This is a genomic window from Streptomyces sp. NPDC014995 (assembly GCF_043080745.1).
Taxonomy (GTDB): Bacteria; Actinomycetota; Actinomycetes; order Streptomycetales; family Streptomycetaceae; genus Streptomyces.
On record NZ_JBIBVX010000011.1, the window covers coordinates 203,725 to 229,415 of the forward strand.

The 25,691-nt window shown below is 70.5% G+C and carries 25 protein-coding genes and 5 tRNA genes; 13 read left to right on the forward strand and 17 right to left on the reverse strand.

Annotation, left to right across the window (positions count from 1 at the left end; translation table 11 throughout):
* Positions 1-20: 20 nt before the first annotated feature.
* Positions 21-503, forward strand: a complete 483-nt coding sequence (locus tag ACF1A1_RS22855) for a DUF3515 domain-containing protein (RefSeq protein WP_392002239.1) — start codon at positions 21-23, stop codon at positions 501-503.
* A gap of 105 nt (positions 504-608) precedes the next feature.
* Here ACF1A1_RS22855 and ACF1A1_RS22860 read toward each other — a convergent pair whose 3' ends face one another.
* The 3 genes from ACF1A1_RS22860 to ACF1A1_RS22870 are packed head-to-tail and all read right to left on the reverse strand — an operon-like array spanning position 609 to position 3,717.
* Positions 609-1,766 carry a D-alanine--D-alanine ligase family protein gene (locus ACF1A1_RS22860; protein ID WP_392002240.1) on the reverse strand — a complete coding sequence of 386 codons (1,158 nt, stop codon included), beginning with the start codon at positions 1,764-1,766 and terminating at the stop codon, positions 609-611.
* 59 nt (positions 1,767-1,825) lie between these two features.
* The gene (locus ACF1A1_RS22865) at positions 1,826-2,836 is read right to left on the reverse strand and encodes an NAD(P)H-dependent glycerol-3-phosphate dehydrogenase (protein ID WP_392002242.1); all 1,011 of its coding nucleotides are present in this window, start codon (positions 2,834-2,836) and stop codon (positions 1,826-1,828) included.
* Positions 2,833-3,717 (reverse strand): lysophospholipid acyltransferase family protein, encoded by an 885-nt coding sequence (locus ACF1A1_RS22870; RefSeq protein WP_392002244.1) that lies wholly within the window; start codon positions 3,715-3,717, stop codon positions 2,833-2,835. Before ACF1A1_RS22870 ends, ACF1A1_RS22865 begins: the two co-directional genes overlap by 4 nt.
* A gap of 165 nt (positions 3,718-3,882) precedes the next feature.
* Between ACF1A1_RS22870 and cofC the strand changes: the two genes are divergently transcribed.
* Together cofC and ACF1A1_RS22880 are read left to right on the forward strand one after the other, a co-directional pair.
* Positions 3,883-4,521, forward strand: a complete 639-nt coding sequence (cofC, locus tag ACF1A1_RS22875) for a 2-phospho-L-lactate guanylyltransferase (protein ID WP_392002245.1) — start codon at positions 3,883-3,885, stop codon at positions 4,519-4,521.
* Positions 4,522-4,531: 10 nt separating this feature from the next.
* Positions 4,532-4,735 carry a hypothetical protein gene (locus tag ACF1A1_RS22880; protein WP_189937414.1) on the forward strand — a complete coding sequence of 68 codons (204 nt, stop codon included), beginning with the start codon at positions 4,532-4,534 and terminating at the stop codon, positions 4,733-4,735.
* A 130-nt stretch (positions 4,736-4,865) separates the two neighbouring features.
* Here the strand turns inward: ACF1A1_RS22880 and ACF1A1_RS22885 are convergent, their stop codons facing one another.
* From ACF1A1_RS22885 to leuC, 4 genes are all read right to left on the reverse strand, one after another.
* Positions 4,866-5,516 carry an HU family DNA-binding protein gene (locus ACF1A1_RS22885; RefSeq protein WP_392002246.1) on the reverse strand — a complete coding sequence of 217 codons (651 nt, stop codon included), beginning with the start codon at positions 5,514-5,516 and terminating at the stop codon, positions 4,866-4,868.
* 137 nt (positions 5,517-5,653) lie between these two features.
* Positions 5,654-5,884, reverse strand: a complete 231-nt coding sequence (locus ACF1A1_RS22890; RefSeq protein WP_392002248.1) for a hypothetical protein — start codon at positions 5,882-5,884, stop codon at positions 5,654-5,656.
* A gap of 261 nt (positions 5,885-6,145) precedes the next feature.
* Positions 6,146-6,739, reverse strand: a complete 594-nt coding sequence (gene leuD / locus ACF1A1_RS22895) for a 3-isopropylmalate dehydratase small subunit (protein ID WP_392002249.1) — start codon at positions 6,737-6,739, stop codon at positions 6,146-6,148.
* 6 nt (positions 6,740-6,745) lie between these two features.
* On the reverse strand, positions 6,746-8,176 hold the full coding sequence (gene leuC, locus ACF1A1_RS22900) for a 3-isopropylmalate dehydratase large subunit (RefSeq protein ID WP_392002250.1): 1,431 nt from the start codon (positions 8,174-8,176) through the stop codon (positions 6,746-6,748).
* Between the two features lie 183 nt (positions 8,177-8,359).
* Here leuC and ndgR point away from each other — a divergent pair, with 183 nt between their 5' ends.
* A complete protein-coding gene (gene ndgR, locus ACF1A1_RS22905; protein WP_286064918.1) occupies positions 8,360-9,076 on the forward strand; it encodes an IclR family transcriptional regulator NdgR in 717 nt (238 codons plus the stop codon).
* Positions 9,077-9,160: 84 nt separating this feature from the next.
* Here the strand turns inward: ndgR and ACF1A1_RS22910 are convergent, their stop codons facing one another.
* Positions 9,161-9,658 carry a DUF4188 domain-containing protein gene (locus ACF1A1_RS22910; RefSeq protein ID WP_392002252.1) on the reverse strand — a complete coding sequence of 166 codons (498 nt, stop codon included), beginning with the start codon at positions 9,656-9,658 and terminating at the stop codon, positions 9,161-9,163.
* Between the two features lie 38 nt (positions 9,659-9,696).
* On the opposite strand from ACF1A1_RS22910, the gene ACF1A1_RS22915 reads away from it, so the two are divergent.
* Positions 9,697-10,341 (forward strand): MerR family transcriptional regulator, encoded by a 645-nt coding sequence (locus ACF1A1_RS22915; protein ID WP_392002253.1) that lies wholly within the window; start codon positions 9,697-9,699, stop codon positions 10,339-10,341.
* A 59-nt stretch (positions 10,342-10,400) separates the two neighbouring features.
* Here the strand turns inward: ACF1A1_RS22915 and ACF1A1_RS22920 are convergent.
* From ACF1A1_RS22920 to ACF1A1_RS22960, 9 genes are all read right to left on the reverse strand, one after another.
* A tRNA-Glu gene (locus tag ACF1A1_RS22920) sits at positions 10,401-10,473 on the reverse strand.
* Positions 10,474-10,501: 28 nt separating this feature from the next.
* A tRNA-Gln gene (locus tag ACF1A1_RS22925) sits at positions 10,502-10,573 on the reverse strand.
* Between the two features lie 20 nt (positions 10,574-10,593).
* Positions 10,594-10,666: transfer RNA gene (locus ACF1A1_RS22930), tRNA-Glu, on the reverse strand.
* 29 nt (positions 10,667-10,695) lie between these two features.
* A tRNA-Glu gene (locus ACF1A1_RS22935) sits at positions 10,696-10,768 on the reverse strand.
* Positions 10,769-10,807: 39 nt separating this feature from the next.
* Positions 10,808-10,879: transfer RNA gene (locus tag ACF1A1_RS22940), tRNA-Gln, on the reverse strand.
* A 92-nt stretch (positions 10,880-10,971) separates the two neighbouring features.
* Positions 10,972-11,703, reverse strand: a complete 732-nt coding sequence (locus tag ACF1A1_RS22945; protein ID WP_392002255.1) for an HAD family hydrolase — start codon at positions 11,701-11,703, stop codon at positions 10,972-10,974.
* A 93-nt stretch (positions 11,704-11,796) separates the two neighbouring features.
* On the reverse strand, positions 11,797-13,281 hold the full coding sequence (gene gltX, locus ACF1A1_RS22950) for a glutamate--tRNA ligase (RefSeq protein ID WP_392002257.1): 1,485 nt from the start codon (positions 13,279-13,281) through the stop codon (positions 11,797-11,799).
* Positions 13,274-14,050 carry a fumarylacetoacetate hydrolase family protein gene (locus ACF1A1_RS22955; RefSeq protein WP_392002258.1) on the reverse strand — a complete coding sequence of 259 codons (777 nt, stop codon included), beginning with the start codon at positions 14,048-14,050 and terminating at the stop codon, positions 13,274-13,276. Before ACF1A1_RS22955 ends, gltX begins: the two co-directional genes overlap by 8 nt.
* Before the next feature lie 130 nt (positions 14,051-14,180).
* Entirely contained in the window at positions 14,181-14,378 is a 198-nt protein-coding gene (locus tag ACF1A1_RS22960; protein ID WP_392002260.1) for a hypothetical protein, read from the reverse strand.
* Between the two features lie 602 nt (positions 14,379-14,980).
* Here ACF1A1_RS22960 and ACF1A1_RS22965 point away from each other — a divergent pair.
* The 8 genes from ACF1A1_RS22965 (at position 14,981) to ACF1A1_RS23000 (ending at position 25,469) form a co-directional block, all read left to right on the forward strand.
* Positions 14,981-18,688, forward strand: coding sequence for a nitrate- and nitrite sensing domain-containing protein (locus tag ACF1A1_RS22965; RefSeq protein WP_392002262.1), 3,708 nt, complete (start codon positions 14,981-14,983; stop codon positions 18,686-18,688).
* 9 nt (positions 18,689-18,697) lie between these two features.
* Positions 18,698-19,111: a roadblock/LC7 domain-containing protein gene (locus ACF1A1_RS22970; protein ID WP_189937672.1), complete on the forward strand. Its 414-nt coding sequence runs from the start codon at positions 18,698-18,700 to the stop codon at positions 19,109-19,111.
* Positions 19,112-19,224: 113 nt separating this feature from the next.
* On the forward strand, positions 19,225-19,623 hold the full coding sequence (locus ACF1A1_RS22975; RefSeq protein ID WP_019058642.1) for a DUF742 domain-containing protein: 399 nt from the start codon (positions 19,225-19,227) through the stop codon (positions 19,621-19,623).
* Positions 19,604-20,179, forward strand: a complete 576-nt coding sequence (locus ACF1A1_RS22980; protein WP_132855910.1) for an ATP/GTP-binding protein — start codon at positions 19,604-19,606, stop codon at positions 20,177-20,179. Before ACF1A1_RS22975 ends, ACF1A1_RS22980 begins: the two co-directional genes overlap by 20 nt.
* 376 nt (positions 20,180-20,555) lie before the next feature.
* Positions 20,556-23,798, forward strand: coding sequence for a nitrate- and nitrite sensing domain-containing protein (locus ACF1A1_RS22985; RefSeq protein ID WP_392002264.1), 3,243 nt, complete (start codon positions 20,556-20,558; stop codon positions 23,796-23,798).
* 10 nt (positions 23,799-23,808) lie between these two features.
* The gene (locus ACF1A1_RS22990; protein ID WP_004983065.1) at positions 23,809-24,222 is read left to right on the forward strand and encodes a roadblock/LC7 domain-containing protein; all 414 of its coding nucleotides are present in this window, start codon (positions 23,809-23,811) and stop codon (positions 24,220-24,222) included.
* Between the two features lie 97 nt (positions 24,223-24,319).
* A complete protein-coding gene (locus ACF1A1_RS22995) occupies positions 24,320-24,907 on the forward strand; it encodes a DUF742 domain-containing protein (protein WP_392002265.1) in 588 nt (195 codons plus the stop codon).
* Positions 24,888-25,469, forward strand: a complete 582-nt coding sequence (locus ACF1A1_RS23000; RefSeq protein WP_029183992.1) for an ATP/GTP-binding protein — start codon at positions 24,888-24,890, stop codon at positions 25,467-25,469. Before ACF1A1_RS22995 ends, ACF1A1_RS23000 begins: the two co-directional genes overlap by 20 nt.
* Positions 25,470-25,691 lie beyond the last annotated feature (222 nt).

A 25,691-nucleotide genomic window follows, 5' to 3' on the forward strand; every position in this document is an offset into this window, starting at 1 on the left:
CCCCCGTCTACCCTTGGCCGATGAATCTTTTCCGCCCCCGGCCGGTCGTTCTGCCGTCGCTCGCCCTCCTGCTCGCTGCGGTGGGCTGCTCCTCAGCAGACGGTGACGCGTCGGTGGCGGTTCCCAGCCCCTCGTCGACGGTCGCCGAACTGTGCCGGAACCTGGACCAGGCGCTGCCGTCCACGGTGGACGACCTCGGCCGCCGGGATCCCTCGCCCGCCTCCACGCTGACCGCGGGCTGGGGGAACCCGGCGATCATACTGCGCTGCGGTGTCGAACGACCCGGGAAGATGAGCGATCAGGAGGCCGACGGGGTCGAGGTCAACGGGGTGGGGTGGCTGCTGGAGAAGCAGGGGAACGGGTCGTTCCGCTTCACCACCGCGCTGCGCAGGGCGTATGTCGAGGTGACGATCCCCGAGGACCGCACGGCGAACGGCATGGCCCCGCTCGTCGACCTGGCCTCCGCCATCAAGAAGGCGATCCCCGAAGGGATCGCCGATTAGCCGCCGCGCAGGCCGAGCCGTCGTCGGAGCGCGGGCCGGCCGTGACCGGCCGCGCCCACGGGGCGCAGCCGCGTGCGGACCGCGGTCCCGCGCTCCCGAGACGGATCAGCGCAGGCCCGTCGAACGCCGCAGCGCCGCCTGCACCAGCCGGTCCACCAGGTCCGGATAGCCGACCCCGCTCGCCTGCCACATCTGCGGGTACATGGAGATGGGCGTGAAGCCCGGCATCGTGTTGATCTCGTTGATCACGAACTCCCCGTCCTCCGTGAGGAAGAAGTCCGCCCGCACCAGGCCCTCGCAGGAGGCCGCCTCGAAGGCGTCCACCGCGAGGCGCTGCACCTCGGCGGTCTCCTCGGGCGTGAGCGGGGCCGGCACGATCCCGGGGGTCGAGTCGATGTACTTGGCCTCGAAGTCGTAGTACGCGTGCGCGTCCGGCGGCGGGATCTCGGCCGGGACGGAGGCTCGCGGGCCGTCCTCGAACTCCAGCACCCCGCACTCGATCTCGCGGCCCCGCAGCGCCGCCTCGACGAGGATCTTCGGGTCGTGGCGCTGGGCCTCGGCGATCGCCTCGTCGAGCCCCGACAGGTCGTCGACCTTGGTGATGCCGATCGAGGAACCCGCGCGCGCGGGCTTCACGAAGAGCGGCCAGCCGTGCTCGCCGGCGAAGTCGACGATCTTCCTGCGGGCGGCGGACTCGTCCCGCTGCCACTCGCGCGGCCGGATCACCACGTACGGGCCCACCTTCAGCCCGAAGGAGGTGAACACCCGCTTCATGTACTCCTTGTCCTGGCCGACGGCCGAGGCGAGCACGCCCGAGCCCACGTACGGGACTCCGGACAGCTCCAGCAGACCCTGGAGGGTGCCGTCCTCGCCGTAGGGACCGTGCAGCACCGGGAAGACGACGTCGACCTCACCGAGCGCCTTGGGCACGGATCCCGGCTCGGTGTAGACGACTTCGCGGTTCGCGGGGTCGACGGGGAGCACCACGCCGCCCTCCTGCGACTCGGCGAGCTCCTCCACGCTGGGCGTACGGCGGTCGGTGATCGCCATGCGCTCCGGCGCGTCCGCGGTGAGCACCCACCGGCCTTCCCGGGTGATGCCGATCGGCAGGACCTCGTACTTCGTCCGGTCGATGGCCGACAGGACGGCGCCGGCGGTGACCATGGAGATCCCGTGCTCGGAGCTGCGTCCGCCGAACACGACGGCCACACGCGGTTTCCGAGACGGCTGCTCAGGGCTCTGGGGAAGGTTCTCGGTGCTCATATCGGCTTGAGAGTACCCGGTGGTAGGGCCCGGAGACAGCGTCGACTAGGGGGCGTTGCTCAGCGTCGTTCCGGCTTCGCGCTGCGCGACATCAGCTCCTTCAAGGCCACCACCGGCGGCTTGCCTTCGTGCACGATGCCGACGACCGTCTCGGTGATCGGCATGTCGACGCCGTGCCGGCGGGCCAGATCCAGCACCGACTCACAGGACTTGACGCCCTCGGCGGTCTGCCTGGTGACGGCGATGGTCTCCTGGAGGGTCATGCCCTTGCCGAGGTTGGTGCCGAAGGTGTGGTTGCGGGACAGGGGCGAGGAGCAGGTGGCCACCAGGTCGCCCAGTCCCGCGAGTCCGGAGAAGGTGAGCGGGTCGGCGCCCATCGCCAGGCCGAGGCGGGTGGTCTCGGCGAGGCCGCGGGTGATCAGCGAACCCTTGGCGTTGTCGCCGAGGCCCATGCCGTCCGCGATGCCGACGGCGAGCCCGATGACGTTCTTCACGGCACCGCCCAGCTCGCAGCCCACCACGTCGGTGTTGGTGTACGGGCGGAAGTACGGGGTGTGACAGGCGGCCTGGAGGCGCTGGGCGACGGTCTCGTCGGTGCAGGCGACCACGGACGCGGCCGGCATGCGCGAGGCGATCTCCCGCGCGAGGTTGGGCCCGGTGACGACGGCGACCCGGTCCCGGCCCACCTTGGCGACGTCCTCGACGACCTCGCTCATCCGCATGGTCGTCCCGAGTTCGACGCCCTTCATCAGGGAGACGAGGACGGTGTCCGGGGCGAGCAGCGGGCGCCACTCGGCGAGGTTGGCGCGCAGCGTCTGCGAGGGGATGGCGAGGACGGTGAAGTCGGCGTCGCGCGCCGCCTCGGCGGGGTCGGCGGTGGCCCGCAGGTTCTCGGGGAGTTCGACGCCGGGGAGGTAGTCGGGGTTGGTCCGCGTGGAGTTGACGGCGTCGGCGAGCTCGGCGCGGCGCGCCCAGAGCGTCACCTCGCAGCCCGCGTCGGCGAGGACCATGCCGAAGGCGGTGCCCCACGATCCGGTGCCGAAGACGGCCGCCTTGACGGGCTTGCTCACGTGCCGGTCCCCCCTTCTCGGCCGGTCGCCCGACCGGCCTGCGTCTGTGCTGGTGACTGCGTCTGCGCCTGGGCCCGTGGCTGCGTCTGCGCATGTACCTGGGCCTGCGCCTGGGCCTGGGCCTGCGCCTGGGCCCGTGGCTGCGTCTGTGCCTGCGTACGACGCCGCTGCTCGATCCGCTCCTGGCGCGGGTCGTAGGGCGTCGCGGGCGCCTTCTCGCCGCGGATCTCCTCCAGCTGGCGGGTGATGGCGGCCATGATGACCTCCGTCGCCTCCTTCAGCAGCTCGGGAGTCATCTCCTTGTCGTAGAACCGCGCGAGGTCCACGGGCGGGCCGGCGAGCACGTGGTGCGTCTTGCGCGGAAGGAGGTGGGGCTTCTTGGCGTACGGCGGCAGCACTTCGTTGGCGCCCCACTGCGCGATCGGGATCACCGGGCACTTGGTCTGCAGGGCGACGCGTGCGGCACCGGTCTTGGCGGTCATCGGCCAGCCGTGCGGGTCGCGGGTGAGGGTGCCCTCGGGGTAGAAGGCGACGCACTCGCCGCGCTCCACGGCGTCGATCGCGGCCCGGAAGGCGCTGAGCGCGTCGGTGCTCTCGCGATAGACGGGGATCTGCCCGGTACCGCGCATCGCGGCGCCCACGAATCCCTTCCGGAAAAGCCCGCTCTTCGCCAGGAATCGCGGCACTCGTCCGGTGTTGTACTGATAGTGCGCGTAGGCGAAGGGGTCGATGTGCGAATTGTGGTTCACCGCGGTGATAAATCCGCCCTCGGCCGGAATGTGCTCCATTCCGCGCCAGTCCCGCTTGATCAGAACCACCAGTGGCGGTTTGCAGAGGACCGCAGCGAAGCGGTACCAGAACCCGATTCTGCGGCGGGGCACGCGGACACCTTCCTCTAGGACTTCCCTGACTTCCCTCCGGCGCCTGGGGGCCGCACAAGTGTCGCCCCGGGCCGCCGGTCTGTCGAGAACACCGTACGCCCCGATCGAGGTACCGCCGGAGGAGCCGGGTGACAATGGCCGCGACGAGAGAGGGACGGTACACCGGTGCAGTGGAGCTTGGTCATCCCCGTGAAGCCCTTGGCGCTGGCCAAGAGCAGGCTCGCGGACACCGCGGCCGACGGGCTGCGCCCGGGACTCGCCCTCGCCTTCGCCCAGGACACGGTCGCGGCCGCCCTGGCCTGCCCCGCGGTACGGGATGTGGCGGTGGTCACGGACGACGTGCTGGCCGGTCGGGAGCTCGCGGCGCTGGGCGCCCGCATCGTCCCCGACGAGCCGGGCTCCGGCCTGAACTCCGCCCTGGCGCACGCGGCGGCCGTCGTACGCGCCACGCGCCCCGACGGCGCGCTCGCCGCCCTGAACGCCGATCTGCCGGCGCTGCGCCCCCTGGAATTGGCCCGGGTCCTGGACGCGGCCGCGGAATTCACCCGCGCTTTTCTTCCGGACGCGGCCGCAATCGGCACCACTCTTCTCGCGGTGGCTCCCGGCCATGAATTGCGCCCCGCATTCGGCACGGATTCCCGCGCCCGCCACCGCGCCTCCGGGGCCGCGGAACTCCGCCCCGCCGCGGTGGATTCGGTACGCCAGGACGTGGACACCGGCGAGGACCTGCGGGCGGCCCTGGCCCTGGGCGTGGGTCCCCGAACGGCCGCGGCGGCCGCGCGCCTGCTGATACCGGGGCAGTAGGCTGCCGACCATGCAGGCCACCGCGTACACGTACGACCCCGACACCCGCAGCGGACAGGTGCTGCTGGACGACGGCACCCCGGTGCCCTTCGACGCGCCGGCGTTCGACGCGGGCGGGCTGCGGCTGCTGCGGCCCGGGCAGCGGGTGCGGATCGAGACCGAGGGCGAGGGGGACGCCCGGCGCATCACCCTGGTGACCCTGCAGACCTTCTGAGCACTCCCCTCGCACCCAGGGCCGGCGAACAGGCCCGGGAACAGGTACGGAAGACAGGGCCGGACACGCCGCGGGCCGGACTCCGAGAGGGAGTCCGGCCCGGCGCGTGAGTGCCCCTGACCCCTGACGCCTAGCGGGCGGTGGTCTTCTTGGCGGCGGTCTTGCGCGCGGTCGACTTCTTGGCGGGGGCCTTCTTGGCCGTCGCCTTCTTCGCCGGGGCCTTCTTGGCCGTGGTCTTCTTGGCCGCGGCCGTCTTCGCGGTCGAGGTCTTCTTGGCGGCCGCCGCCGTCTTGGTGGTCGACTTCTTGGCGGTCGTCTTCTTGGCGGTGGCCGTGGTCTTCTTCGCGGCCGCCGTCGTCTTCTTCGCCGGGGTTGCCTTCTTCGCGGCGGCCGTCTTGGTGGTGGCCTTCTTCGCGGCGGCCTTCTTGACCGTCGCGGTGGCACCACCGGACAGGCTGCCCTTGGGGGCCTTCTTGACGGCGACCTCGCCGCCGCGCGGCAGCTTCTTCGAGCCGCTCACCAGGTCCTTGAAGCCCTGGCCTGCGCGGAAGCGCGGCACGGACGTCTTCTTGACCCGGACCCGCTCGCCCGTCTGCGGGTTACGGGCGTAACGCGCCGGACGGTCGACCTTCTCGAACGAACCGAAGCCGGTGACCGAGACCCTCTCCCCCGCGACGGTCGCACGGACGATGGCGTCCAGGACCGCGTCGACCGCGTCGGCGGCCTGCTGGCGGCCCCCCAGCTTGTCGGCAATCGCTTCTACGAGCTGCGCCTTGTTCACGTCTTCCCCTTCGGAGACATCGCCAGAACGAAAGTGTTCAAGCTTTTTCGCACGTTAGGCAGATATATACCGCAAATCAAACACGAAACGGGCTAATCACCCTTGTGCCGCAACGAACTCGGCTGCTCTGGACGCGATCAGCGCTCCTCTTCGGGCATTCGCCCCTCGTCGAGGTCCGCCAAGAACCACTCCAGCCGCCTTGTCGCACCGGCGAGATCGTGCTTGGCCGCGGCCGTAATGACCAGCAGCTTCCGGGTCAGCGCCATCCGTACGCCCTCCGGGACTTGCAGTGCGCGCACCCTTGCGTGCGCTTCCTTGAGCTGGTTCGCGACCGCCGTATAGAGCTCGAGTTGGCCGTCGTGTTCCATGCACAGATTGTGCCATCTGGGGCGAGTTGTCGCCCGCCCAGGGGGCAACTGCCGCCTCAAACGGTCGTCCGGGCACCGTCGGAAGCCGCGTCCACAGAGGGCGCGTACCCCGGCAACCACCGCCGTAACGTGGGACGTTGGGAGGAAGCGTGAGGACTCGCGGGGCCGAACGGGTGCGGATACGGCCGTACCCCCGATCGGTCCGATCGGGGGTACGGAGGGGGTGTCGCGGTGGCCGAAACTCGACCTGTCAGCCGGAGATCAGCTCTGGAGCGTCCGCGGCTTGTACGACGGGCGCTTGGCCTCGTAGGCGGCGATGTCGGCCTCGTTCTGGAGCGTGATGGAGATGTCGTCCAGCCCGTTCAGCAGCCGCCAGCGGGAGTTCTCGTCCAGCTCGAAGGAGGCGGTGATGCCCTCGGCACGCACCTCACGCGCCTCAAGGTCCACAGTGACCTCAGCAGTCGCGTCCTTCTCGGTGAGCTCCCACAGCGCGTCCACGGTCTTCTGCTCGAGAACCACCGTGAGCAGGCCGTTCTTCAGCGAGTTGCCGCGGAAGATGTCGGCGAAGCGGGAGGAGATCACGGCCTTGAAGCCGTAGTTCTGGAGCGCCCAGACGGCGTGCTCACGGGAGGAGCCGGTGCCGAAGTCGGGGCCGGCGACCAGCACGGTCGCGCCCTGCCGCTCGGGACGGTTGAGCACGAACTCCGGGTCCTTGCGCCAGGCCTCGAACAGCCCGTCCTCGAAACCGTCCCGGGTCACCTTCTTGAGCCAGTGAGCAGGGATGATCTGGTCGGTGTCGACGTTGGAGCGGCGCAGCGGGACGGCCCGGCCGGTGTGCGTGGTGAATGCTTCCATGGCTGATCAGACTCCAGCGGGCGTACGGGTCTCGACGTCGGACAGGTCGGCCGGGGAGGCCAGGTGGCCCAGGACCGCGGTGGCCGCCGCGACCTGCGGCGACACCAGGTGCGTACGACCGCCCTTGCCCTGCCGGCCCTCGAAGTTGCGGTTGGACGTGGACGCGGAACGCTCACCGGGCGCCAGCTGGTCGGGGTTCATGCCCAGACACATCGAGCAGCCCGCGTGCCGCCATTCGGCGCCGGCCTCCTTGAAGACGACGTCCAGGCCCTCGGAGACGGCCTGGAGACCGACGCGCGCGGAGCCCGGAACGACCAGCATCCGTACGCCGTCGGCGACTTTGCGGTCCTTGATGATCTCGGCGGCGGCGCGCAGGTCCTCGATGCGGCCGTTGGTGCACGAGCCTACGAAGACGGTGTCCACCTCGATGGAGCGCAGCGGCTGCCCGGCCTCCAACCCCATGTATTCCAGGGCCTTTTCGGCGGCGAGGCGCTCCGAAGCGTCTTCGTACGAAGCGGGGTCGGGGACGTTCGCCGAAAGCGGCGCGCCCTGGCCCGGGTTGGTGCCCCAGGTGACGAACGGCGACAGTTCGGCGGCCTCGATGACGACCTCGGCGTCGAACTCGGCGTCCTCGTCCGTCTTCAGCGTCTTCCAGTACGCGACCGCCGCGTCCCAGTCCTCGCCCTTGGGGGCGTGCGGACGGCCCTTGAGGTACTCGAAGGTCGTCTCGTCGGGGGCGATCATGCCCGCGCGGGCGCCGGCCTCGATCGACATGTTGCAGATGGTCATCCGGGCCTCCATCGAGAGCTGCTCGATGGCGGAGCCGCGGTACTCCAGGACGTAGCCCTGCCCGCCGCCGGTACCGATCCGGGCGATGATCGCCAGGATCAGGTCCTTGGCGGTGACGCCGTCGGGCAGTTCGCCGTTGACGGTGATCGCCATGGTCTTCGGGCGGGCCATGGGCAGCGTCTGGGTGGCCAGCACGTGCTCGACCTGCGAGGTCCCGATGCCGAAGGCCAGACCGCCGAAGGCGCCGTGCGTGGAGGTGTGCGAGTCGCCGCAGACGACGGTCATGCCCGGCTGGGTCAGACCGAGCTGCGGGCCGACGACGTGCACGACGCCCTGCTCCACGTCGCCCAGCGGGTGCAGGCGCACGCCGAAGTCGGCGCAGTTCTTGCGCAGGGTCTCCAGCTGGACGCGGGAGACCGGGTCCGCGATGGGCTTGTCGATGTCGAGGGTCGGGGTGTTGTGGTCCTCGGTCGCGATGGTGAGGTCGAGCCGGCGCACCTGGCGGCCGCTCTTGCGGAGGCCGTCGAAGGCCTGCGGGCTGGTCACCTCGTGCAGCAGGTGCAGATCGATGAAGAGGAGGTCGGGCTCGCCCTCGGCGCGCCGGACGACGTGGTCGTCCCAGACCTTCTCCGCGAGTGTCCTACCCATCGCTTTCCCTCCGGCCGGCAAAACGCTCCGGCCCAACTAGAGATCTTGTGGAGCGGCGCCCTCGCCCCTGCCCGGGCACCCGCCGCCAAGCCCGTTGGTCTTCGGGCCCTGTGCGTCCAAGGGTTGCGCGTCTCACGGAAAAATGAACTTGCGTTTCACAGAGTGAGACGGGAATATCGTTTCATGGACAACAGTAGCGGCGTCGGCGTTCTGGACAAGGCAGCCCTTGTCCTGAGCGCCCTGGAGTCCGGTCCGGCCACCCTCGCGGGTCTGGTCGCGGCGACCGGGCTGGCACGACCCACGGCCCACCGGCTGGCCGTGGCTCTGGAACACCACCGTATGGTGGCGCGCGACATGCAGGGCCGTTTCATCCTCGGCCCGCGCCTGGCGGAACTGGCCGCCGCGGCCGGCGAGGACCGCCTCCTCGCGACCGCCGGCCCGGTGCTCACCCACCTGCGTGACATCACCGGCGAGAGCGCGCAGCTCTACCGCCGCCAGGGCGACATGCGCATCTGCGTCGCCGCGGCGGAACGCCTGTCCGGCCTGCGGGACACCGTCCCGGTCGGCTCGACGCTCACGATGAAGGCCGGCTCGTCGGCCCAGATCCTCATGGCCTGGGAGGAGCCCGAGCGCCTGCACCGCGGCCTCCAGGGCGCCCGCTTCACGGCGACGGCCCTGTCGGGCGTACGGCGCCGGGGCTGGGCCCAGTCCATCGGCGAGCGCGAGCCGGGCGTCGCGTCCGTCTCCGCGCCCGTGCGCGGCCCCTCCAACCGCGTGGTGGCCGCCGTCTCGGTCTCCGGCCCCATCGAGCGCCTGAGCCGCCACCCGGGCCGTATGCACGCCCAGGCGGTCATCGACGCGGCGGCCCGCCTCTCGGAGGCCCTGCGCCGCACCGGCTGACGCCGGCAGGACGTCGTACCCCCGTCGGTAAAGGGCCGGCCTCAACGCCGCGGCAGGCCCGCACCGACGGGGACATGACCTCCCTCAGCCGCGCCAGGCGAACCGGTCCCTGGCATACCGGCCCCGTGCCTCCAGCGGCACCTGCCCGTGTCCGGCGGCGAGCCCGAACGCGGGCATGTCCCCGTAGACCGCCTCGTAGGACCCCTCGGGCACCACATAGGCCTCGTGCCAGATCCCCACGTGTCCGCGCACCTTGCCGTCCCGCTCCATGCGGTTGATCCGCGCCCACACGGCGTGGTGGAAGGCGTCCGGCGCGCTCGCGTACGCGTACAGCTTCTCCTTCGACTCCCAGTACTGGACGACGTAGTACGTCCGCGGGGAAGCCGTCAGCAGCACCCGGGAGAGCAGTCCCCGCTCCGGCTGCCTCTTCAGCTCGGCCAGCATGCGGAACATGGCCAGCATGACCGGCAGCCACTGGTGCACCGCCCGGAAGCGGTTGATCCGCATGCCGATCAGCAGGACGACCACGTCACCCTGGGCGTCCGCGGTGGTGCGACGTGCACTGATGCGTTTCGCGGCCATACTTGGATAGTGCCGTTGTCCAAGAAAGGGCGCAAGAGATGCGGCTGGCAGAACTGAGCGAGCGCAGCGGTGTGTCCACCGCGACGATCAAGTACTACCTGCGCGAGGGCCTGTTGCCCCCGGGCCGCCAGGTCAACGCGACGACCGCCGCGTACGACGAGGGCCATCTGCGCCGGCTGCGCCTGGTGCGGGCGCTGATCCAGGTGGGCCGGGTGCCGGTGGCCACCGCCCGGGAGGTGCTGGGGCACGTCGACGACGAGTCACTGGGCCGCACGATCCGGCTGGGCGCGGCCCTGTGGGCGCTGCCGCACGACCCCGAGCCGGACGAGGAGGATCCGGCGGTGGCGGCCGCCCGGCGCGAGGTGGACGCGCTGCTGGAGCGGCTGGGCTGGGAGACGGCGCGGGAACTCGCCCCCCTGTCCCCCGTGCACCGTTCACTGGTGGTGGCGGTGGCCACGCTGATCCGTCTCGGTTACCCGTGGGACGCCCAACTGCTGGCGCCGTACGCGGAGTTGATGCACCAGGTCGCCGTGCGCGACCTCGACTTCCTGGAGACGCACGCCTCGGAGGAGGAGAAGGTCGAGACGGCGGTCGCGGCGGCGGTGCTGTTCGAGCCGGTCCTGAAGGCGCTGCACCGGCTGGCGCAGGAGGAGGAGTCCGCGCGGCGGTACGGCATCGTGTGAGCGGGGGCCGGGATACGCCGAAGGGGCTTCCACCTGAGTGGAAGCCCCTTCGGGACGCGTACCCCCGACCGGATTCGAACCGGCGCTACCGCCTTGAGAGGGCGGCGTGCTAGGCCGCTACACAACGGGGGCGTGGACTCTGCGTTTCCGCAGGTCCGAGCTGGTCTACCTGGACTCGAACCAAGACTAACTGAACCAGAATCAGTCGTGCTGCCAATTACACCATAGACCAATGTGGTTTAGACCAGTCAGTACCCCCGACCGGATTCGAACCGGCGCTACCGCCTTGAGAGGGCGGCGTGCTAGGCCGCTACACAACGGGGGCCCTAGCGATTCCGAGTTGATCGGAACCAGTACCCCCGACCGGATTCGAACCGGCGCTACTGCCTTGAGAGGGCAGCGTGCTAGGCCGCTACACAACGGGGGCTTGCGGACGAGATCCGCGGGTGCAGATGAGCTCTGCGAGCTGGCCTACCTGGACTCGAACCAAGACTAACTGAACCAGAATCAGTCGTGCTGCCAATTACACCATAGGCCACTGGAACGCAAGCCCCGGAGGGGATCTTGTTCTAGGTTGCTTCCCCGGGGTTCCGGCCTCTCGGCCCGCTCCCCGGCGGCGCAGGAAGAACATTACCCGAAGGTGGACTGCGCTCCAAAACGGGTATCCGCGCCGAGGATCGCGGGCAGTTCGGCGAGGGTGGCGATCCGGTGCCGCCCGGAAGGCGCCTCGACGGTGGCCGTGCCGCCGCAGCGGTCGATCCACACGGAGAGCAGACCGGCGTCCGCGGCGCCCTGTCCGTCGATCTCCGGGTGGTCGCCGACGTACGCCACCTGGTGCGGCGGCAGGCAGAGGGCCTCGCAGGCCGCGAGGAAGGCGGCGGCCTGCGGTTTGGAGACGCCGAGCTCGGCGGCGCACAGGATGGCCTCGAAGCGGTCGTGCACGCCCAGGACGCGCAGCTTGCGGTCCTGGACGTGGATGCTGGAGTTGGACAGCACGGCGTGCCGGTGGCTGGCGGCGAGGGCGTCCAGGACGGGCAGGACGTCCGGGAAGAGGGCCCAGGCGGCCTCGTAGTGGCCGATGTAACGCTGGAACCAGGCGTCGGCCTCGGCGTCGGTCATCTCCCGGTCCAGGAAGACCCGTACACGGTCGCGGCGCTGGTCCTGGAAGCCGGTCTCGCCGGCGGCGAAGCGCGCCCACTGCTGGTCGGTGACCTCCCGCCAGCGGGTGAGGGCCCGCTCCGGCGTGCCGTACCCGTCGAGGAGGCCCTCGGCCGCCAGGTGGCCGCGCATGCCCTCGCGGTCCGCGGTCGTGTAGTCGAAGAGGGTGTCGTCCACGTCCCAGACCACGGCGCGAATGCTCATGATCCGACGGTAACGCGGGGACCCGCGGCGCGTCCGGCGGAACGGCGAAGGTGCGGCACCCGGGCCGGGTGCCGCACCTCACGGGCGTGCGGGTTACGCGGTCAGCTTCGCCAGGGCCGCGTCGATGCGGGCCAGCGCCTTCTCCTTGCCGAGGATCTCCAGGGACTCGAAGAGGGGCAGGCCGACCGTGCGGCCGGTGACGGCGACGCGGACCGGGGCCTGGGCCTTGCCGAGCTTGAGGCCGTGGGCCTCGCCGGCGGCCAGGACGGCCTCCTTGAGGGACTCGGGGGACGTCCAGTCGGCCGCGTCCAGCTTCTCGCGGGCCGTGCGCAGGAGGGCGTCGCTGCCCTCCTTCATCGCCTTCGTCCAGCTCGCCTCGTCGAAGACCGGCTCGGGCAGGAACAGGAAGTCCACGTTGTCGGTGATCTCGGAGAGGACCTTGAGGCGGGTCTGGGCGTGCGGGGCGATCGCCTGCCACTTCGTCTCGTCGAAGTCCTCCGGCGCCCAGGGGGCGAACGGGGCCTTCAGCCACGGGCGGCAGCGCTCCGTGAAGTCCTTCACGTCCAGCAGGCGGATGTGGTCGGCGTTGATCGCCTCGCACTTCTTGAGGTCGAAGCGCGCCGGGTTGGGGTTCACGTCCGCGATGTCGAAGGCCGCGACCATCTCGTCGGTGGTGAAGATGTCCTGGTCGGCGGAGAGCGACCAGCCGAGGAGGGAGAGGTAGTTGAGCAGGCCCTCGGGCAGGAAGCCGCGCTCGCGGTAGAGGTTGAGGGACGACTGCGGGTCGCGCTTGGAGAGCTTCTTGTTGCCCTCTCCCATCACGTACGGCAGGTGGCCGAAGGACGGCATCCGCCGCGCGACGCCCAGCTCGATCAGCGCCTTGTAGAGGGCGATCTGGCGGGGCGTGGAGGAGAGCAGGTCCTCGCCGCGCAGGACGTGGGTGATCTCCATCAGGGCGTCGTCGACCGGGTTCACCAGCGTGTAGAGCGGGGCGCCGTTGGCCCGGACGATGCCGTAGTCCGGGACGTTCTCCGGGGTGAAGGTCAGCTCGCCGCGGACCAGGTCCGTGAAGGTGATCGTCTCGTCGGGCATGCGGAAGCGGACGATCGGCTCGCGGCCCTCGGCCCGGTACTGCTCGACCTGCGCGTCGGTCAGGTCGCGGCAGTGGCCGTCGTAGCCGGAGGGCCTGCCGGCGGCGCGGGCGGCCTCGCGGCGCGTGTCCAGCTCCTCCTGGGAGCAGTAGCAGTGGTAGGCGTACCCGCCGTCCAGGAGCCTGGCCGCGACGTCCTTGTAGAGGTCCATCCGCTGCGACTGGCGGTACGGCGCGTGCGGGCCGCCGACCTCGGGGCCCTCGTCCCAGTCGAAGCCCAGCCAGCGCATGGAGTCCAGGAGCTGCTCGTAGGACTCCTCGGAGTCGCGGGCCGCGTCGGTGTCCTCGATGCGGAAGACCAGGGTGCCGCCGTGGTGCCGGGCGAACGCCCAGTTGAACAGGGCGGTGCGGACCAGGCCCACGTGGGGGTTACCGGTGGGCGAGGGACAGAAACGGACGCGTACGGGGGAGCCGGGTGCGCTAGCCACGCTTGACAACCTTGTTGGTGAGAGTGCCGATGCCTTCGATGGTGACGGCGACCTCGTCGCCGACAGCCAGGGGGCCGACCCCTGCCGGGGTGCCCGTGAGGATCACGTCGCCGGGGAGCAGCGTCATGGCCTCGGTGATGTTGACGATCAGATCCTCGATGGAGTGGATCATCTCGCTGGTGCGGCCGAGCTGGCGCTGTTGGCCGTTGACCGTGAGCTGGATGGTGAGGTCGCCCGGGTCCAGGTCGGTCTCCACCCAGGGGCCGAGCGGGCAGGACGAGTCGAAGCCCTTGGCCCTGGCCCACTGCTTCTCGCGCTTCTGGACGTCCCGCGCGGTGACGTCGTTGGCGCAGGTGTAGCCGAAGATCACGTCCTTGACGCGCTCGCGCGGGACCTCGCGGCACATGCGGCCGATGACCACGGCGAGCTCGGCCTCGTGGTGGAGGTCCTCGGAGAAGGGCGGGTACTGGATGTCGTCCCCGGAGCCGATCACGGACGTCGACGGCTTGAAGAAGGCGAACGGGGCGTCGGGCACCTCGTTGCCGAGTTCGCGCGCGTGCTCGGCGTAGTTGCGGCCGAAGGCCACGACCTTGTTGGGGAGCACGGGCGGGAGCAGCCGGACCTTGCTCAGCGGCACCTTGGTGCCGGAGAGCTCGTGTTCCGTGAACGGGATGCCCTTGATGATGTCGAGGACGAGCTCGTCCGGCTTGTCGCCCTCGACCGCGCCGAAGGCGACGTTCCCGTCGATGGAGAACCTGGCGATGCGCACGGGTTGGTTGGCCCCTTGCTGAGCTGGCGGGAGTCTGACGCTCCAGGCTAACGCGGAAGGGCGTCCCCGGCCGGGGACGCCCTTGACATCCGTGGCGGCCGCCCTGAGCATGCGGCGGCCGGTTTCCGTACTACTGCGCGGAGGAGGCGGCGGCGGCCGCCACGGGAACCTCGGTCAGGATGGTGCGCTTGGGGTTGGCGGTCTGGGCCGGCAGGTCGACGGGGTGCTCCTGCTGTTCCGGAAGCTGCAGTTCGTCGGCGTCCTCCAGGTGCGCCAGCGTCGTGCGCCGCGGGTTGGCGATCTTGTGGAACATCGTCGTCGTCTTCACTGTTGTACTGAACCCTGTCGTGTCCGGGCGCCGGGCGGGCCGGGAACGGCCCACCGCTGGGGCGCGGCTTGTCGGATTTGCCATTTCTGTAAAGCGTCAGGCTAAACACGCGATTCCCGTTGAACGCGTGAAGGTCTCACGATCAACGTGTGAGTTTGCTCACGAGCCCACGGTCAAACCGGTCAATTCAGACCCTCACTCGACCGCTACGAAACGGACATTGACCCCCTGAAGCCCGCATTCCGCTCCTGATCATGGCGACTGGGACACCCGGCCCGCCCCCGCACTTCACCCCGGTATGCCCGCTTTGCTCCAGATCACTTTGTACGGGCGGTAATCCACCCCTCACGTGGTGTCACGGAGGTCACAGCCCGGCCAACACACCTTGTTGGAGATCCTGCACTGTGCTGGAATTCCACGGACCGCCGCAGGATCGAGCCGGCGCGCAGGGGGCGCACAGCAGCGCCGAGTGGCGGCGAGATTAGGGGGAGCCAGCGCCGGTCACTCACGACTCGGAGGGCGTATTCAGGACGCCCTTCAAGACGCCGACACCGTCCTTCCGTTCATCCGGAAGGGCGCCTGGTCCAGAGGTTGCGACGCTAGTGCAGGGACGTTTCAAGAGGGATGGCAGCGCTTCGGCCGAGCCGGAGCCGCACGGCGGGACCGACCGCGGTTCCTCGCCCCAGCACGCCCAGAACCCGGGTCCGGGCCCGACCCCGTCCGGCGACGGCGGTGAGCGCCCCGGGCGCCCCGGCGCGTCCGCCTCGGGGAGTGCCCTGTCCGCCACTCCGACGGTCAAGCCCCCGGCCGGTCCCGCCGGCCCCGGCTCGCGCGTCGCCCTGCGCAACTGGCGCATCTCCACGCGCCTGGTCGCGCTGCTGACGCTCCCCGTCGTCGCGGCCACCAGCCTGGGCACCCTGCGCATCAACCAGTCCATGGACGACATCCAGCAGCTCGACAACATGAAGCTGCTGACGGACATGACCAAGCACGCCACCGAGCTGGCCGCCGCGCTCCAGGACGAGCGCGACAAGTCCGCCGGTCCGCTCTCGCACGGCGCGAAGGCGACCGACTTCACGGTCAAGGGCGCCCGCGAGAAGACCGACCGGTCGCTGACCGCGTTCAGCGACGCCTCGGAGGAGATCGACGCCTCCAGCGCGGACGGCAACCTCCAGGGCGTCCGCGACAGCCTCGTCGGCCTCCTCAGCGACCTGGGCAACCTCGCCAAGATCCGTAAGACGGCCTACGCGGAGCAGCGCAACTCCACCCAGACGGTGGAGGCCTACCACCGCCTCATCACCCACCTGCTCGACCTCTCGCAGGACATGGCGCAGGCCACCAGCAACCCGGAGATGATCCAGCGCACCCGCGCGCTGGCCGCCTTCTCCTCCGCCAAGGAGTACGCCTCCGTCCAGCGCGCCTCCCTCTCGGCCGCGCTCCCGGTGAACGACGACACCTACGGCGAGCTCTCCGAGAACGACCGGCAGTACGCCCAGGCCGCGCTGGAGAACGAGGACTCCGAGCTCGCCAGCTTCCGCAGCATCTACGGCGACAAGGGCGCCGAGGAACTGCTGCAGCCCATCGAGCAGGGCAGCCCGACCATCGATGACGCCGACACCTACGCCATCCGTGCGCTGAGCTCGGCCGCCGGTCTCACCTCGCTGGACAAGCGGTCGTACCAGGACTGGTTCGATGCCAGTACGACCAAGATCCGGCAGATGACCAACATCGAGACCACGCTGCTCGAGGACATGGAGCAGAAGGCCCGTGAGCTGCGCGCCGAGTCGGAGCGCGAGGCGATCATCTCCGGTGCGCTGATCCTGCTCGTGCTCGGTGTCTCGCTGGTCGGCGCGTTCGTCGTCGCCCGGTCCATGATCCGCTCGCTGCGCCGGCTCCAGGAGACCGCCACCAAGGTCGCCCAGAACCGACTGCCCGAGCTGGTCAGGCAGCTGTCCGAGTCCGACCCGCAGGACGTCGACACGTCCGTGGAGTCGGTCGGTGTGCACTCCCGGGACGAGATCGGCCAGGTGGCCGCGGCCTTCGACGACGTGCACCGCGAGGCGGTCCGCCTCGCCGCCGAGCAGGCCCTGCTGCGGGGCAACGTCAACGCGATGTTCACCAACCTCTCGCGCCGCTCCCAGGGCCTGATCCAGCGCCAGCTGTCGCTCATCTCCGAACTGGAGTCCCGCGAGGCCGACCCGGACCAGCTGTCCTCGCTGTTCAAGCTCGACCACCTCGCGACCCGTATGCGCCGTAACGGTGAGAACCTCCTCGTCCTCGCGGGTGAGGAGCCCGGCCGCCGCTGGACCCGTCCGGTCCCGCTGGTCGACGTGCTCCGTGCCGCCGCGTCCGAGGTGGAGCAGTACGAGCGCATCGAGCTGGCCTCCGTGCCGACCACCGAAGTGGCCGGCCGGGTCGTCAACGACCTCGTGCACCTGCTCGCCGAGCTGCTGGAGAACGCCACCTCGTTCTCCTCCCCGCAGACCAAGGTCAAGGTCACCGGTCACGCGCTGCCCGACGGCCGCGTCCTGATCGAGATCCACGACACCGGCATCGGCCTCTCCCCCGAGGACCTCGCCGCGATCAACGAGCGGCTCGCCTCGCCGCCCACCGTGGACGTCTCCGTCTCCCGCCGCATGGGCCTCTTCGTGGTCGGTCGTCTGTCGCAGCGGCACGGCATCCGCATCCAGCTGCGCCCGTCCGACTCCGGTGGCACGACCGCGCTGGTCATGCTGCCCGTCGACGTCGCCCAGGGCGGCAAGAAGCCGCAGCCCAAGCCCGGTCAGGGCGGCGCGTCCGGCGGTCCCGCCGCCGCGCAGGCCGCCGCCGGTGCCGCCGCGGCCCGTCGTCAGAGCGGCCAGCAGGGCGGTGCCCTCGGCGGCGGCGCGCCGGCCGGCGGCGGCAGCCGGCTCGGCGCCGGTCAGGGTCCGCGGGCCGCGCTGCCCGGCCGTGACGGCGGTGGCCGTCCCGGTGGGCCGCAGGGTCCGGGCTCGCCGCAGCAGGGCCGCCCGGCTCCGGCCGGTGCGGGCGCCGGCTTCGGCGGGCAGGCACCGGGTGCGCCGCAGGGCATGCAGTCGACCGGTCCCGGTGCGCCGGGGCAGGGTCCGGACATGTTCGGCGGCGGACGTCAGGCACCGCCGCGCCAGAACGACAGCCGGGCCGAGCAGGGCGGTCGCGGCCGTCAGCCGCAGCTGCCGCCGCGCGGCGGCCCGCGCGCCGAACTGCCCGGCGGCAATCCGCAGCAGCGCGCCACGAGCTGGGCCGACGACAACGCCCAGCCGCCGCTGGGCCGCTCCTCGCTGGACGCCCCGCGCGGCCACGAGGAGCCGGACGTCGCCCAGACCTCCCGCATGCCCCGCATCGACGACCGTCAGGGCCCCGGGTCCACCGCGGAGATACCCCGGATCGACGAGCACCAGGGCCCGGCCGGCCCCGCCGACTTCGGGCGCCCCGGCCTCAACGGCGCCGCCCAGGGCACCGGCCAGTTCCCGGCGCCCGGCGGCAGCGGCCAGCAGGACGGTTTCGTCCGCCCGGACGTCTTCGGCGCCCCGGGCGGCCAGAACGCCCCGGCGGGTCCGGGCCGGTTCGCCCCTCAGCAGGCGTACGACAACGGCTCCACCGGGCAGTTCCCCACCCCCGGCCACGACGGTGGTTCCTCCACCGGGCAGCACTCCCTGCCCGGCCGCCAGGACCCGCAGTCCACGGGCCAGTTCGAGCGCCCCCAGACCAACGGCGGCAACGGCTACGGCTCCCCACAGCCGCAGCCGGTCCCGCCGCGCCCCGCCGCCCGCCCCGAGCCCGACACCAGGGGCCCGCAGCGGCCCGACGACGGGCGGGGACCGGGTGACGCGTGGGCCCTGCCGCCGGCCCCGGGTCCGGGTGACGGCCGTACGCCGCTGTACGACACCCTGGAAACGAACTGGTTCCGGGATCAGCAGGGCGGCGACAACGGCTCCGCTCCGGCGCCGCAGCAACAGCAGCCCCAGGCTCCGGCCGCTCCCCAGCGTTCCGCGGGCAATGCCTGGCGCACCTCGCCGAACGACGAACTCGTCCGGCAGGCGGAGCGCGTCCGGCAGCCGGCCGCGGGCGGCGTCACCACGTCCGGCCTGCCGCGCCGGGTGCCCCGGGCGAACCTCGTCCCGGGCACGGCTCAGCAGCAACAGCACCAAAGCGGTCCGCAGGTCTCGCGTGCGCCTGACGACGTACGCGGACGGCTGACCAATCTCCGTCGGGGCATCGCGCAGGGTCGCCAGGCCGGCAACGGTCAGACCGGCAGTTTCCCGAGCCCCACTCACCAGCAGGAGCGTTAGTTGAGCCAGATGAGCCAGGCGGCCCAGAATCTGAACTGGTTGATCACCAACTTCGTGGACAACACCCCTGGGGTGTCCCACACCGTCGTCGTGTCCGCCGACGGGCTCCTGCTCGCGATGTCCGAGGGCTTCCCGCGTGACCGTGCCGACCAGTTGGCGGCGGTCGCGTCGGGGCTCACCTCGCTGACGGCCGGAGCCTCCCGGATCTTCGAGGGCGGCCATGTGGCCCAGACGGTCGTCGAGATGGAGCGAGGTTTCCTCTTCCTCATGTCCGTCTCGGACGGCTCGTCCCTCGCCGTTCTCGCGCACCCGGAGTGCGACATCGGCCTCGTCGGCTACGAGATGGCACTACTGGTCGACCGCGCGGGCGCGGTACTCACGCCTGACCTGCGCGCCGAGCTCCAAGGCAGTCTGCTCCACTGACCGTCTTCGGTACCACCCACCTCACGAAATCACCGTCCGGCCGACACACCCCCCCCACCGGCCTCGACGGACGGCACGACTGACCGAGACATGCTGTCCCGCCCGGAGGATCCATGACCCCGCCCACCGCCTCTCATGATCCGTACGCGGAGCCGTACGGGGATGAGGGCGACCAGCCGCTGGTGCGTCCGTACGCGATGACCGGCGGCCGGACCCGGCCGCGCTACCAGCTCGCCATCGAGGCGCTGATCAGCACCACGGCCGACCCGGCAGCGCTCATGGGGCTGCTCCCGGAGCACCAGCGCATCTGCCACCTGTGCCGTGAGGTGAAGTCGGTGGCGGAGGTCTCGGCCCTCCTGGCCATGCCGCTGGGCGTGGCGCGGATCCTCGTCGCGGACCTCGCCGAGGCCGGACTGGTGGCCATCCACCAGCCGGGCGGCGACGAGAACAACGGCGGCGCACCGGACGTGACGCTGCTCGAAAGGGTGCTCAGTGGACTTCGCAAGCTCTGACGGGGGCCGGGCCACCACCTCCGCGAAGATCGTGGTGGCGGGTGGCTTCGGCGTGGGCAAGACCACGTTCGTGGGCGCCGTCTCCGAGATCAACCCGCTGCGCACGGAGGCCGTGATGACGTCCGCGAGCGCGGGCATCGACGACCTCACCCACACCGGGGACAAGACCACCACCACGGTGGCGATGGACTTCGGCCGTATCACGCTGGACCAGGACCTGATCCTGTACCTGTTCGGTACGCCGGGCCAGGACCGGTTCTGGTTCATGTGGGACGACCTGGTGCGCGGTGCGATCGGCGCGGTGGTCCTGGTGGACACCCGCCGCCTGGCGGACTGTTTCCCCGCCGTGGACTACTTCGAGAACAGCGGCCTGCCGTTCGTCGTCGCCCTCAACGGTTTCGACGGGCAGCAGCCGTACCAGCCGGAAGAGGTGCGCGAGGCGCTGCAGATCGGGCCGGACACCCCGATCATCACCACCGACGCCCGGCACCGGGCGGACGCCAAGAGTGCGCTGATCACGCTGGTGGAGCACGCGCTGATGGCACGACTGCGGTAACTTTCAAGTACCCAGCGTCGTACGGCAGTTGTCGTAGACACCTTGGAGCCGGCTGTGGCCTTTGACACGGTCGGCTCCGGTGTTCATAACGTTTCGGCAGAGGAATCGGGTGGTACCACCACGCGTCGCGGTCATTTGGTCTCGCTGCGCGCACGAAGGCCCCGTCTTTTGACGGGGCTCGCTCTTTATGACCGATTTATCTGGGGCTTACATCACAAGGAATCGGCGCTTCTCACTGTTTGGAAGAGCGCAGGTCGTCGTGCTGGAATGCCTGAACTGCCCAATAGTCAATGACGTACTCATGGTCGATGGCTGACAGGGCTCTGAGACACTGCGGCACGACGTAGGTGCCGACCGCCGAGAGGTTGTTGGTCGAGTGAGGCGAAGCAAGAAAAGTCCCGAGCCGGCGGCGCGGGGCAACTTCACCCCGCCGCCGCGCGGAGCGGCGCCCGCCCCTGTGCCCGGCTCGGAGCCGCCGGCCGCGCCCCCGAAGAGCGGCGGCCGTCTCTCTCCGCGCAACTGGCGGGTGCCGACCCGGCTGAACGCGATCCTGCTCATACCCGTGCTGGTCGGCCTGGTCATGGGCGGCTTCCAGGTGAAGAGCTCGATCGACACCTGGCAGGAGGCCCGCGACGCCGAGAAGGTCGCGAAGATCGTGGCCGCCGCCGGCGAGTACGCCGAGGCCCTCCTCAACGAACGTGACGTCTCCGCGGAACCGCTGCTGCAGAACAAGAAGGACGACGAGACCGTCAAGGACGCCCGCGCCCTGACCGACGAGAAGGCCGCCGCCTTCCACCGGGAAGTCGTCGGGATGCCCGCCAAGCAGGGGCTGGAGCGCCGGCTGAGCCTGGTGGAAAAGGCCGAGCCGACCCTGGCGAAGATCCGCGCCGCCGCCTACACCAAGGCCATGGACCCGGTGAAGACCGAAGAGGGCTACGTCGCGGTCGAGCACCTGCTGATGGAGTTCTCCAACGAACTCAGCCTCGGCACCGGCAACATCACGGCCTACGGCCGCACGGTGTACGCCATCGCCCTCGCCAAGGGCGCCGAGTCCCTTCAGCGCTCGATCGGCATGCACCTGCTGGTCCGGCCCAGCCCCGAGAAAAAGGTCTACGCGCAGCAGCTCACCGCCTTCACCTCGTACGCGTACCTCGAGAACGTGGCCATCCAGGAGTACGTCTCCGGTGGCACGGTCGAGGATGCCGCGCGGCTCAACGAGGTCATGAACCAGAAGACGCAGGAAGGCGCCAAGCTCGCCGCCGACGCCAAGGCGAAGGCGGAATCCGCGGGCCGGGACTACGTCGCCCCGCCCGCGATGAAGGACATGATCCAGGCGATCGGCAGCGGCCGGACGCCCGCCGAGCTCGCCGAGCAGGGCATCACCGCCTCGGCCTGGATGACGGCCGCGACGCTGAAGTTCGAGGGCTACAGCCAGGTCGAGAAGGAACTCATCGACCGCGCGGTCACCGACGCCGGGCAGATCGCCTCCGACGCCCAGCGCGACGCCATCATCAACGGTGGCATCGTCATCATCGCCCTGCTCACCGCGTTCATCATCGCCTCCCTCATGGCGCGCCAGATGAGCCAGGCCATGCGCCAGCTGCGCAACGCCGCCTTCGGGATCGCCGAGCAGCGGCTGCCGATGCTGGTCGACCAGCTCTCGCGCACCGACCCCGGCCGCGTCGACACCCGGGTCGCCCCGATCCCGATCAACACCACCGACGAGATCGGCGAGGTCGCCCGCGCCTTCGACCAGGTCCACCGCGAGGCCGTCCGGCTCGCCGCCGAGCAGGCGCTGCTGCGGGGCAACATCAACGCGATCTTCACGAACCTGTCGCGCCGCAACCAGTCGCTGATCGAGGGCCAGCTGACCCTCATCACCGACCTGGAGAACAACGAGGCCGACCCGGACCAGCTGGAGAACCTCTTCCGCCTGGACCACCTCGCGACCCGTATGCGCCGCAACGGCGAGAACCTCCTCGTCCTCGCCGGCGAGGAGCCCGGCCGCCGCTGGGACCAGCCGGTCCCGCTGGTCGACGTCCTGCGCGCCGCCTCCTCCGAGGTGGAGCAGTACGAGCGCATCGAGCTGTCGGGCGTGCCGGAGGCCGAGATCCACGGCCGTGCCGTGACCGACCTCGTGCACCTGCTCGCCGAGCTCCTGGAGAACGCCACCACGTTCTCCTCCCCGCAGACCAAGGTCCGCGTCACCGCGACCCGTCTCCCCGACGGCCGCGTCATGATCGAGATCCACGACAAGGGCATCGGCCTGACGGCCGAGGACTTCGCGGACATCAACCACAAGCTGGCCAACCCGCCGACCGTGGACGCCGCGATCTCCCAGCGCATGGGCCTCTTCGTGGTCGGCCGCCTGTCCGACCGGCACGGCATCCGCGTCCAGCTGCGTCCTTCGGGCGAGCAGGCCGGCACCACCTCGCTGGTCATGCTGCCGGACGCGATCACGCACGGCGGTGGCGGCGAACAGGCTCCGGCCGCCGACGAGTTCACCGTCTCGCAGATCATCCCGGAGCAGCGGTTCCAGGGTGAGGACTTCAACCAGCAGCCGTTGCGCACGGCGGCCGAACTCGGCTTCGACGACAGCCGCTACACCGAGGTCCCCGACGACCTGCGCGACCTGGACCCCGTGGGCCGCTCCCTGATGCGCGAGGAGCGCCGGGCGGCCCTGGAGGCCCAGTCCCACGGCCAGCCGCAGCAGGAGTCCTCCGAGGCGCCCCCGTACGGCGAGAGCTTCGACCAGACGCAGCAGCAGCCGGCGTACGGCGACTCCCGGAACGGCTACGCGGGCGCGCAGAGCGGCTACGACGGCGGCGCGAGCGGATATGCCGAGCAGCCCTCGGCGTACGACCAGCAGACGGCGTACCAGGAGCAGCAGCGCCCGTCGTACGAGGACCCGTACCTCACGTCGAACGGCACCGCGCAGAACGGCGCCTTCGCGTCGAACGGCGGCTACCCGGACCCCGCGTATGCGGAGCCGTCCCAGGAGGAGCGCACGCCGTCCCAGGCGTCCGCGCCGGAGGGCTTCCCCTCGTACGAGGAGCAGTCCTACCAGGACGACTGGCCGCAGCAGAGCGGTTACCAGAACGGCTACCCGGACCAGTACGCTCCGGAAGCGGAATCCGCGCAGGCCACTGACGCAAGTGAGCAGGACCGCGTAGGCTTCGACCGTCCGGGAACGGCCCACTCCGCCGTCCACGACCTGACCGAAGCCGGGCTTCCCCGCCGCGGATCCACCGCGGCGAGCGGTTCGAACGGCTCGCGTCCCGTGAACCAGGAAGCGCCGGCTCCCACTTCCGAGAGCAACGGCGAAAACGGCTGGCGTTCGGCGAACGACGCGCGCTGGCAGCAGGCCTCGCAGCTCCGGAAGCCGAAGGCGGGCGGGGTCACCTCCTCCGGCCTGCCGCGGCGGGTACCCAAGGCCAATCTGGTCGAGGGTGCCGCGGAAAGCACCCCCCAGGGAGGCCCACAGGTCTCCCGCGCCCCGGAGGACGTCCGAGGCAGGCTGAGCAACCTGCGTCGGGGCGTCCAGCGCGGGCGCAACGCAGGCAGTGAAACGAACGGCCAGGGCTTCGGTCCTGACAGCACCTACAACCAGGAGCGTTAGTGTGAGCCCGATGAGCCAGGCGGCACAGAACCTGAACTGGTTGATCACCAACTTCGTGGACAACACCCCGGGGGTGTCCCACACGGTGGTGGTCTCCGCCGACGGACTCCTTCTGGCGATGTCCGAAGGCTTCCCCCGCGACCGCGCCGACCAGCTCGCGGCCGTCGCCTCCGGTCTGACGTCACTGACGGCAGGCGCCTCCCGGATCTTCGAGGGAGGCAGCGTGAACCAGACGGTTGTGGAGATGGAGCGGGGATTCCTCTTCATCATGTCCATTTCCGACGGTTCCTCGCTCGCCGTTCTCGCGCACCCCGAGGCGGACATCGGCCTCATTGGGTACGAGATGGCCCTTCTGGTGGACCGAGCCGGTACGGTCCTGACGCCCGACCTGCGTGCGGAGCTCCAAGGGAGCCTTCTCAACTAACAGCGGGACGGTGCGTATTGGCGTCCCGAGGCCGTAGGGTTTCGGGACGCGGCTTCCCACGTGGTGGGTGCCAGGCACAGTCGGAGGAGGAGAGAAAGTGGCAACACCCCCAGGCGGTTCCCCTTCGGGTCACTGGTCGTACGGCCCTGCCCAGGGCCAGGGCGACGGTTCCCAGAACCCGAACCGTTACAACTTCCCCTCCGCCCCGAGCCAGCGCCAGCCGTACGCGCCGCAGAGCCCGCAAGGTCCGGGCCCGTCGCCGTACGACCAGCCGCAGGGGCCGCGTATCCAGCCCGTGCAGCCGCAGCGACGCACCCCCGAGCCGGCGCCCGCCGGGGCGTCCCACAACCCCTTGGTGCGTCCGTACGCCATGACCGGCGGCCGGACCCGCCCGCGGTACCAGCTCGCCATCGAGGCACTGGTGCACACCACCGCGGCTCCGCACCAGATGCAGGGGCAGCTGCCCGAGCATCAGCGGATCTGCAACCTCTGCCGTGAGATCAAGTCGGTAGCCGAGATCTCGGCCCTCCTGACAATCCCTCTCGGCGTGGCCAGGATCCTCGTCGCCGACTTGGCGGAGGCGGGACTGGTCGCCATCCATCAGCCCGGCGGCGACGAGAACGCCGGCGGCCAGCCAGACGTGACACTGCTCGAAAGGGTGCTCAGTGGACTTCGCAAGCTCTAGCGGCGGTCCTTCCCGCTCCACCACCTCGGCGAAGATCGTGGTGGCGGGTGGCTTCGGCGTGGGCAAGACCACGTTCGTCGGGGCCGTTTCGGAGATCAACCCGCTGCGCACAGAGGCCGTGATGACTTCCGCTTCGGCGGGCATCGACGACCTCACCCACACCGGAGACAAGACGACCACCACGGTCGCCATGGACTTCGGCCGCATCACGCTGGACCAGGACCTGATCCTGTACCTCTTCGGTACGCCCGGCCAGGACCGCTTCTGGTTCATGTGGGACGACCTGGTGCGCGGCGCGATCGGCGCCATCGTCCTGGTGGACACGCGCCGGCTCGCCGACTGCTTCCCGGCGGTCGACTACTTCGAGAACTCCGGTCTCCCCTTCGTGATCGCCCTGAACGGCTTCGACGGCAACCAGCCGTACTCGCCGGACGAGGTCCGCGAGGCCCTCCAGATCGGCCCCGACACCCCGATCATCACGACCGACGCCCGCCACCGCGCGGACGCCAAGAGTGCGCTGATCACGCTGGTGGAGCACGCGCTGATGGCCCGCCTGCGGTAGGGCAGCCGCGCGACGGCACGACAAGGGGGCGCCCTCTCCGGCCGGAGAGGGCGCCCCCTTGTCATGGACGGACGCCGTCTTCCCGTGCGTCGTGGGTCCAGGAGGTCCGCAGGGCGGTCGCAGCGGCGGCGCGTCCGCGGCGCCACGGGGACGGTCGTCGTCCGCCGCGGGCGGAGGGGGCGGCGGCCTGACGCTCGCCGGGGCGGGCGAGGGCGGTGCGGT

Excerpts from the sequence above, each read along its gene's own strand:
- ACF1A1_RS22855 (WP_392002239.1), top strand. The coding sequence starts at position 21 with ATGAATCTTTTCCGCCCCCGGCCGGTCGTTCTGCCGTCGCTCGCCCTC.
- ACF1A1_RS22860 (WP_392002240.1), bottom strand. The coding sequence starts at position 1,766 with ATGAGCACCGAGAACCTTCCCCAGAGCCCTGAGCAGCCGTCTCGGAAA.
- ACF1A1_RS22880 (WP_189937414.1), top strand. The coding sequence starts at position 4,532 with ATGCAGGCCACCGCGTACACGTACGACCCCGACACCCGCAGCGGACAG.
- ACF1A1_RS22890 (WP_392002248.1), bottom strand. The coding sequence starts at position 5,884 with ATGGAACACGACGGCCAACTCGAGCTCTATACGGCGGTCGCGAACCAG.
- leuD (WP_392002249.1), bottom strand. The coding sequence starts at position 6,739 with ATGGAAGCATTCACCACGCACACCGGCCGGGCCGTCCCGCTGCGCCGC.
- leuC (WP_392002250.1), bottom strand. The coding sequence starts at position 8,176 with ATGGGTAGGACACTCGCGGAGAAGGTCTGGGACGACCACGTCGTCCGG.
- ndgR (WP_286064918.1), top strand. The coding sequence starts at position 8,360 with ATGGACAACAGTAGCGGCGTCGGCGTTCTGGACAAGGCAGCCCTTGTC.
- ACF1A1_RS22910 (WP_392002252.1), bottom strand. The coding sequence starts at position 9,658 with ATGGCCGCGAAACGCATCAGTGCACGTCGCACCACCGCGGACGCCCAG.
- ACF1A1_RS22915 (WP_392002253.1), top strand. The coding sequence starts at position 9,697 with ATGCGGCTGGCAGAACTGAGCGAGCGCAGCGGTGTGTCCACCGCGACG.
- ACF1A1_RS22945 (WP_392002255.1), bottom strand. The coding sequence starts at position 11,703 with ATGAGCATTCGCGCCGTGGTCTGGGACGTGGACGACACCCTCTTCGAC.
- ACF1A1_RS22970 (WP_189937672.1), top strand. The coding sequence starts at position 18,698 with ATGAGCCAGGCGGCCCAGAATCTGAACTGGTTGATCACCAACTTCGTG.
- ACF1A1_RS22975 (WP_019058642.1), top strand. The coding sequence starts at position 19,225 with ATGACCCCGCCCACCGCCTCTCATGATCCGTACGCGGAGCCGTACGGG.
- ACF1A1_RS22990 (WP_004983065.1), top strand. The coding sequence starts at position 23,809 with ATGAGCCAGGCGGCACAGAACCTGAACTGGTTGATCACCAACTTCGTG.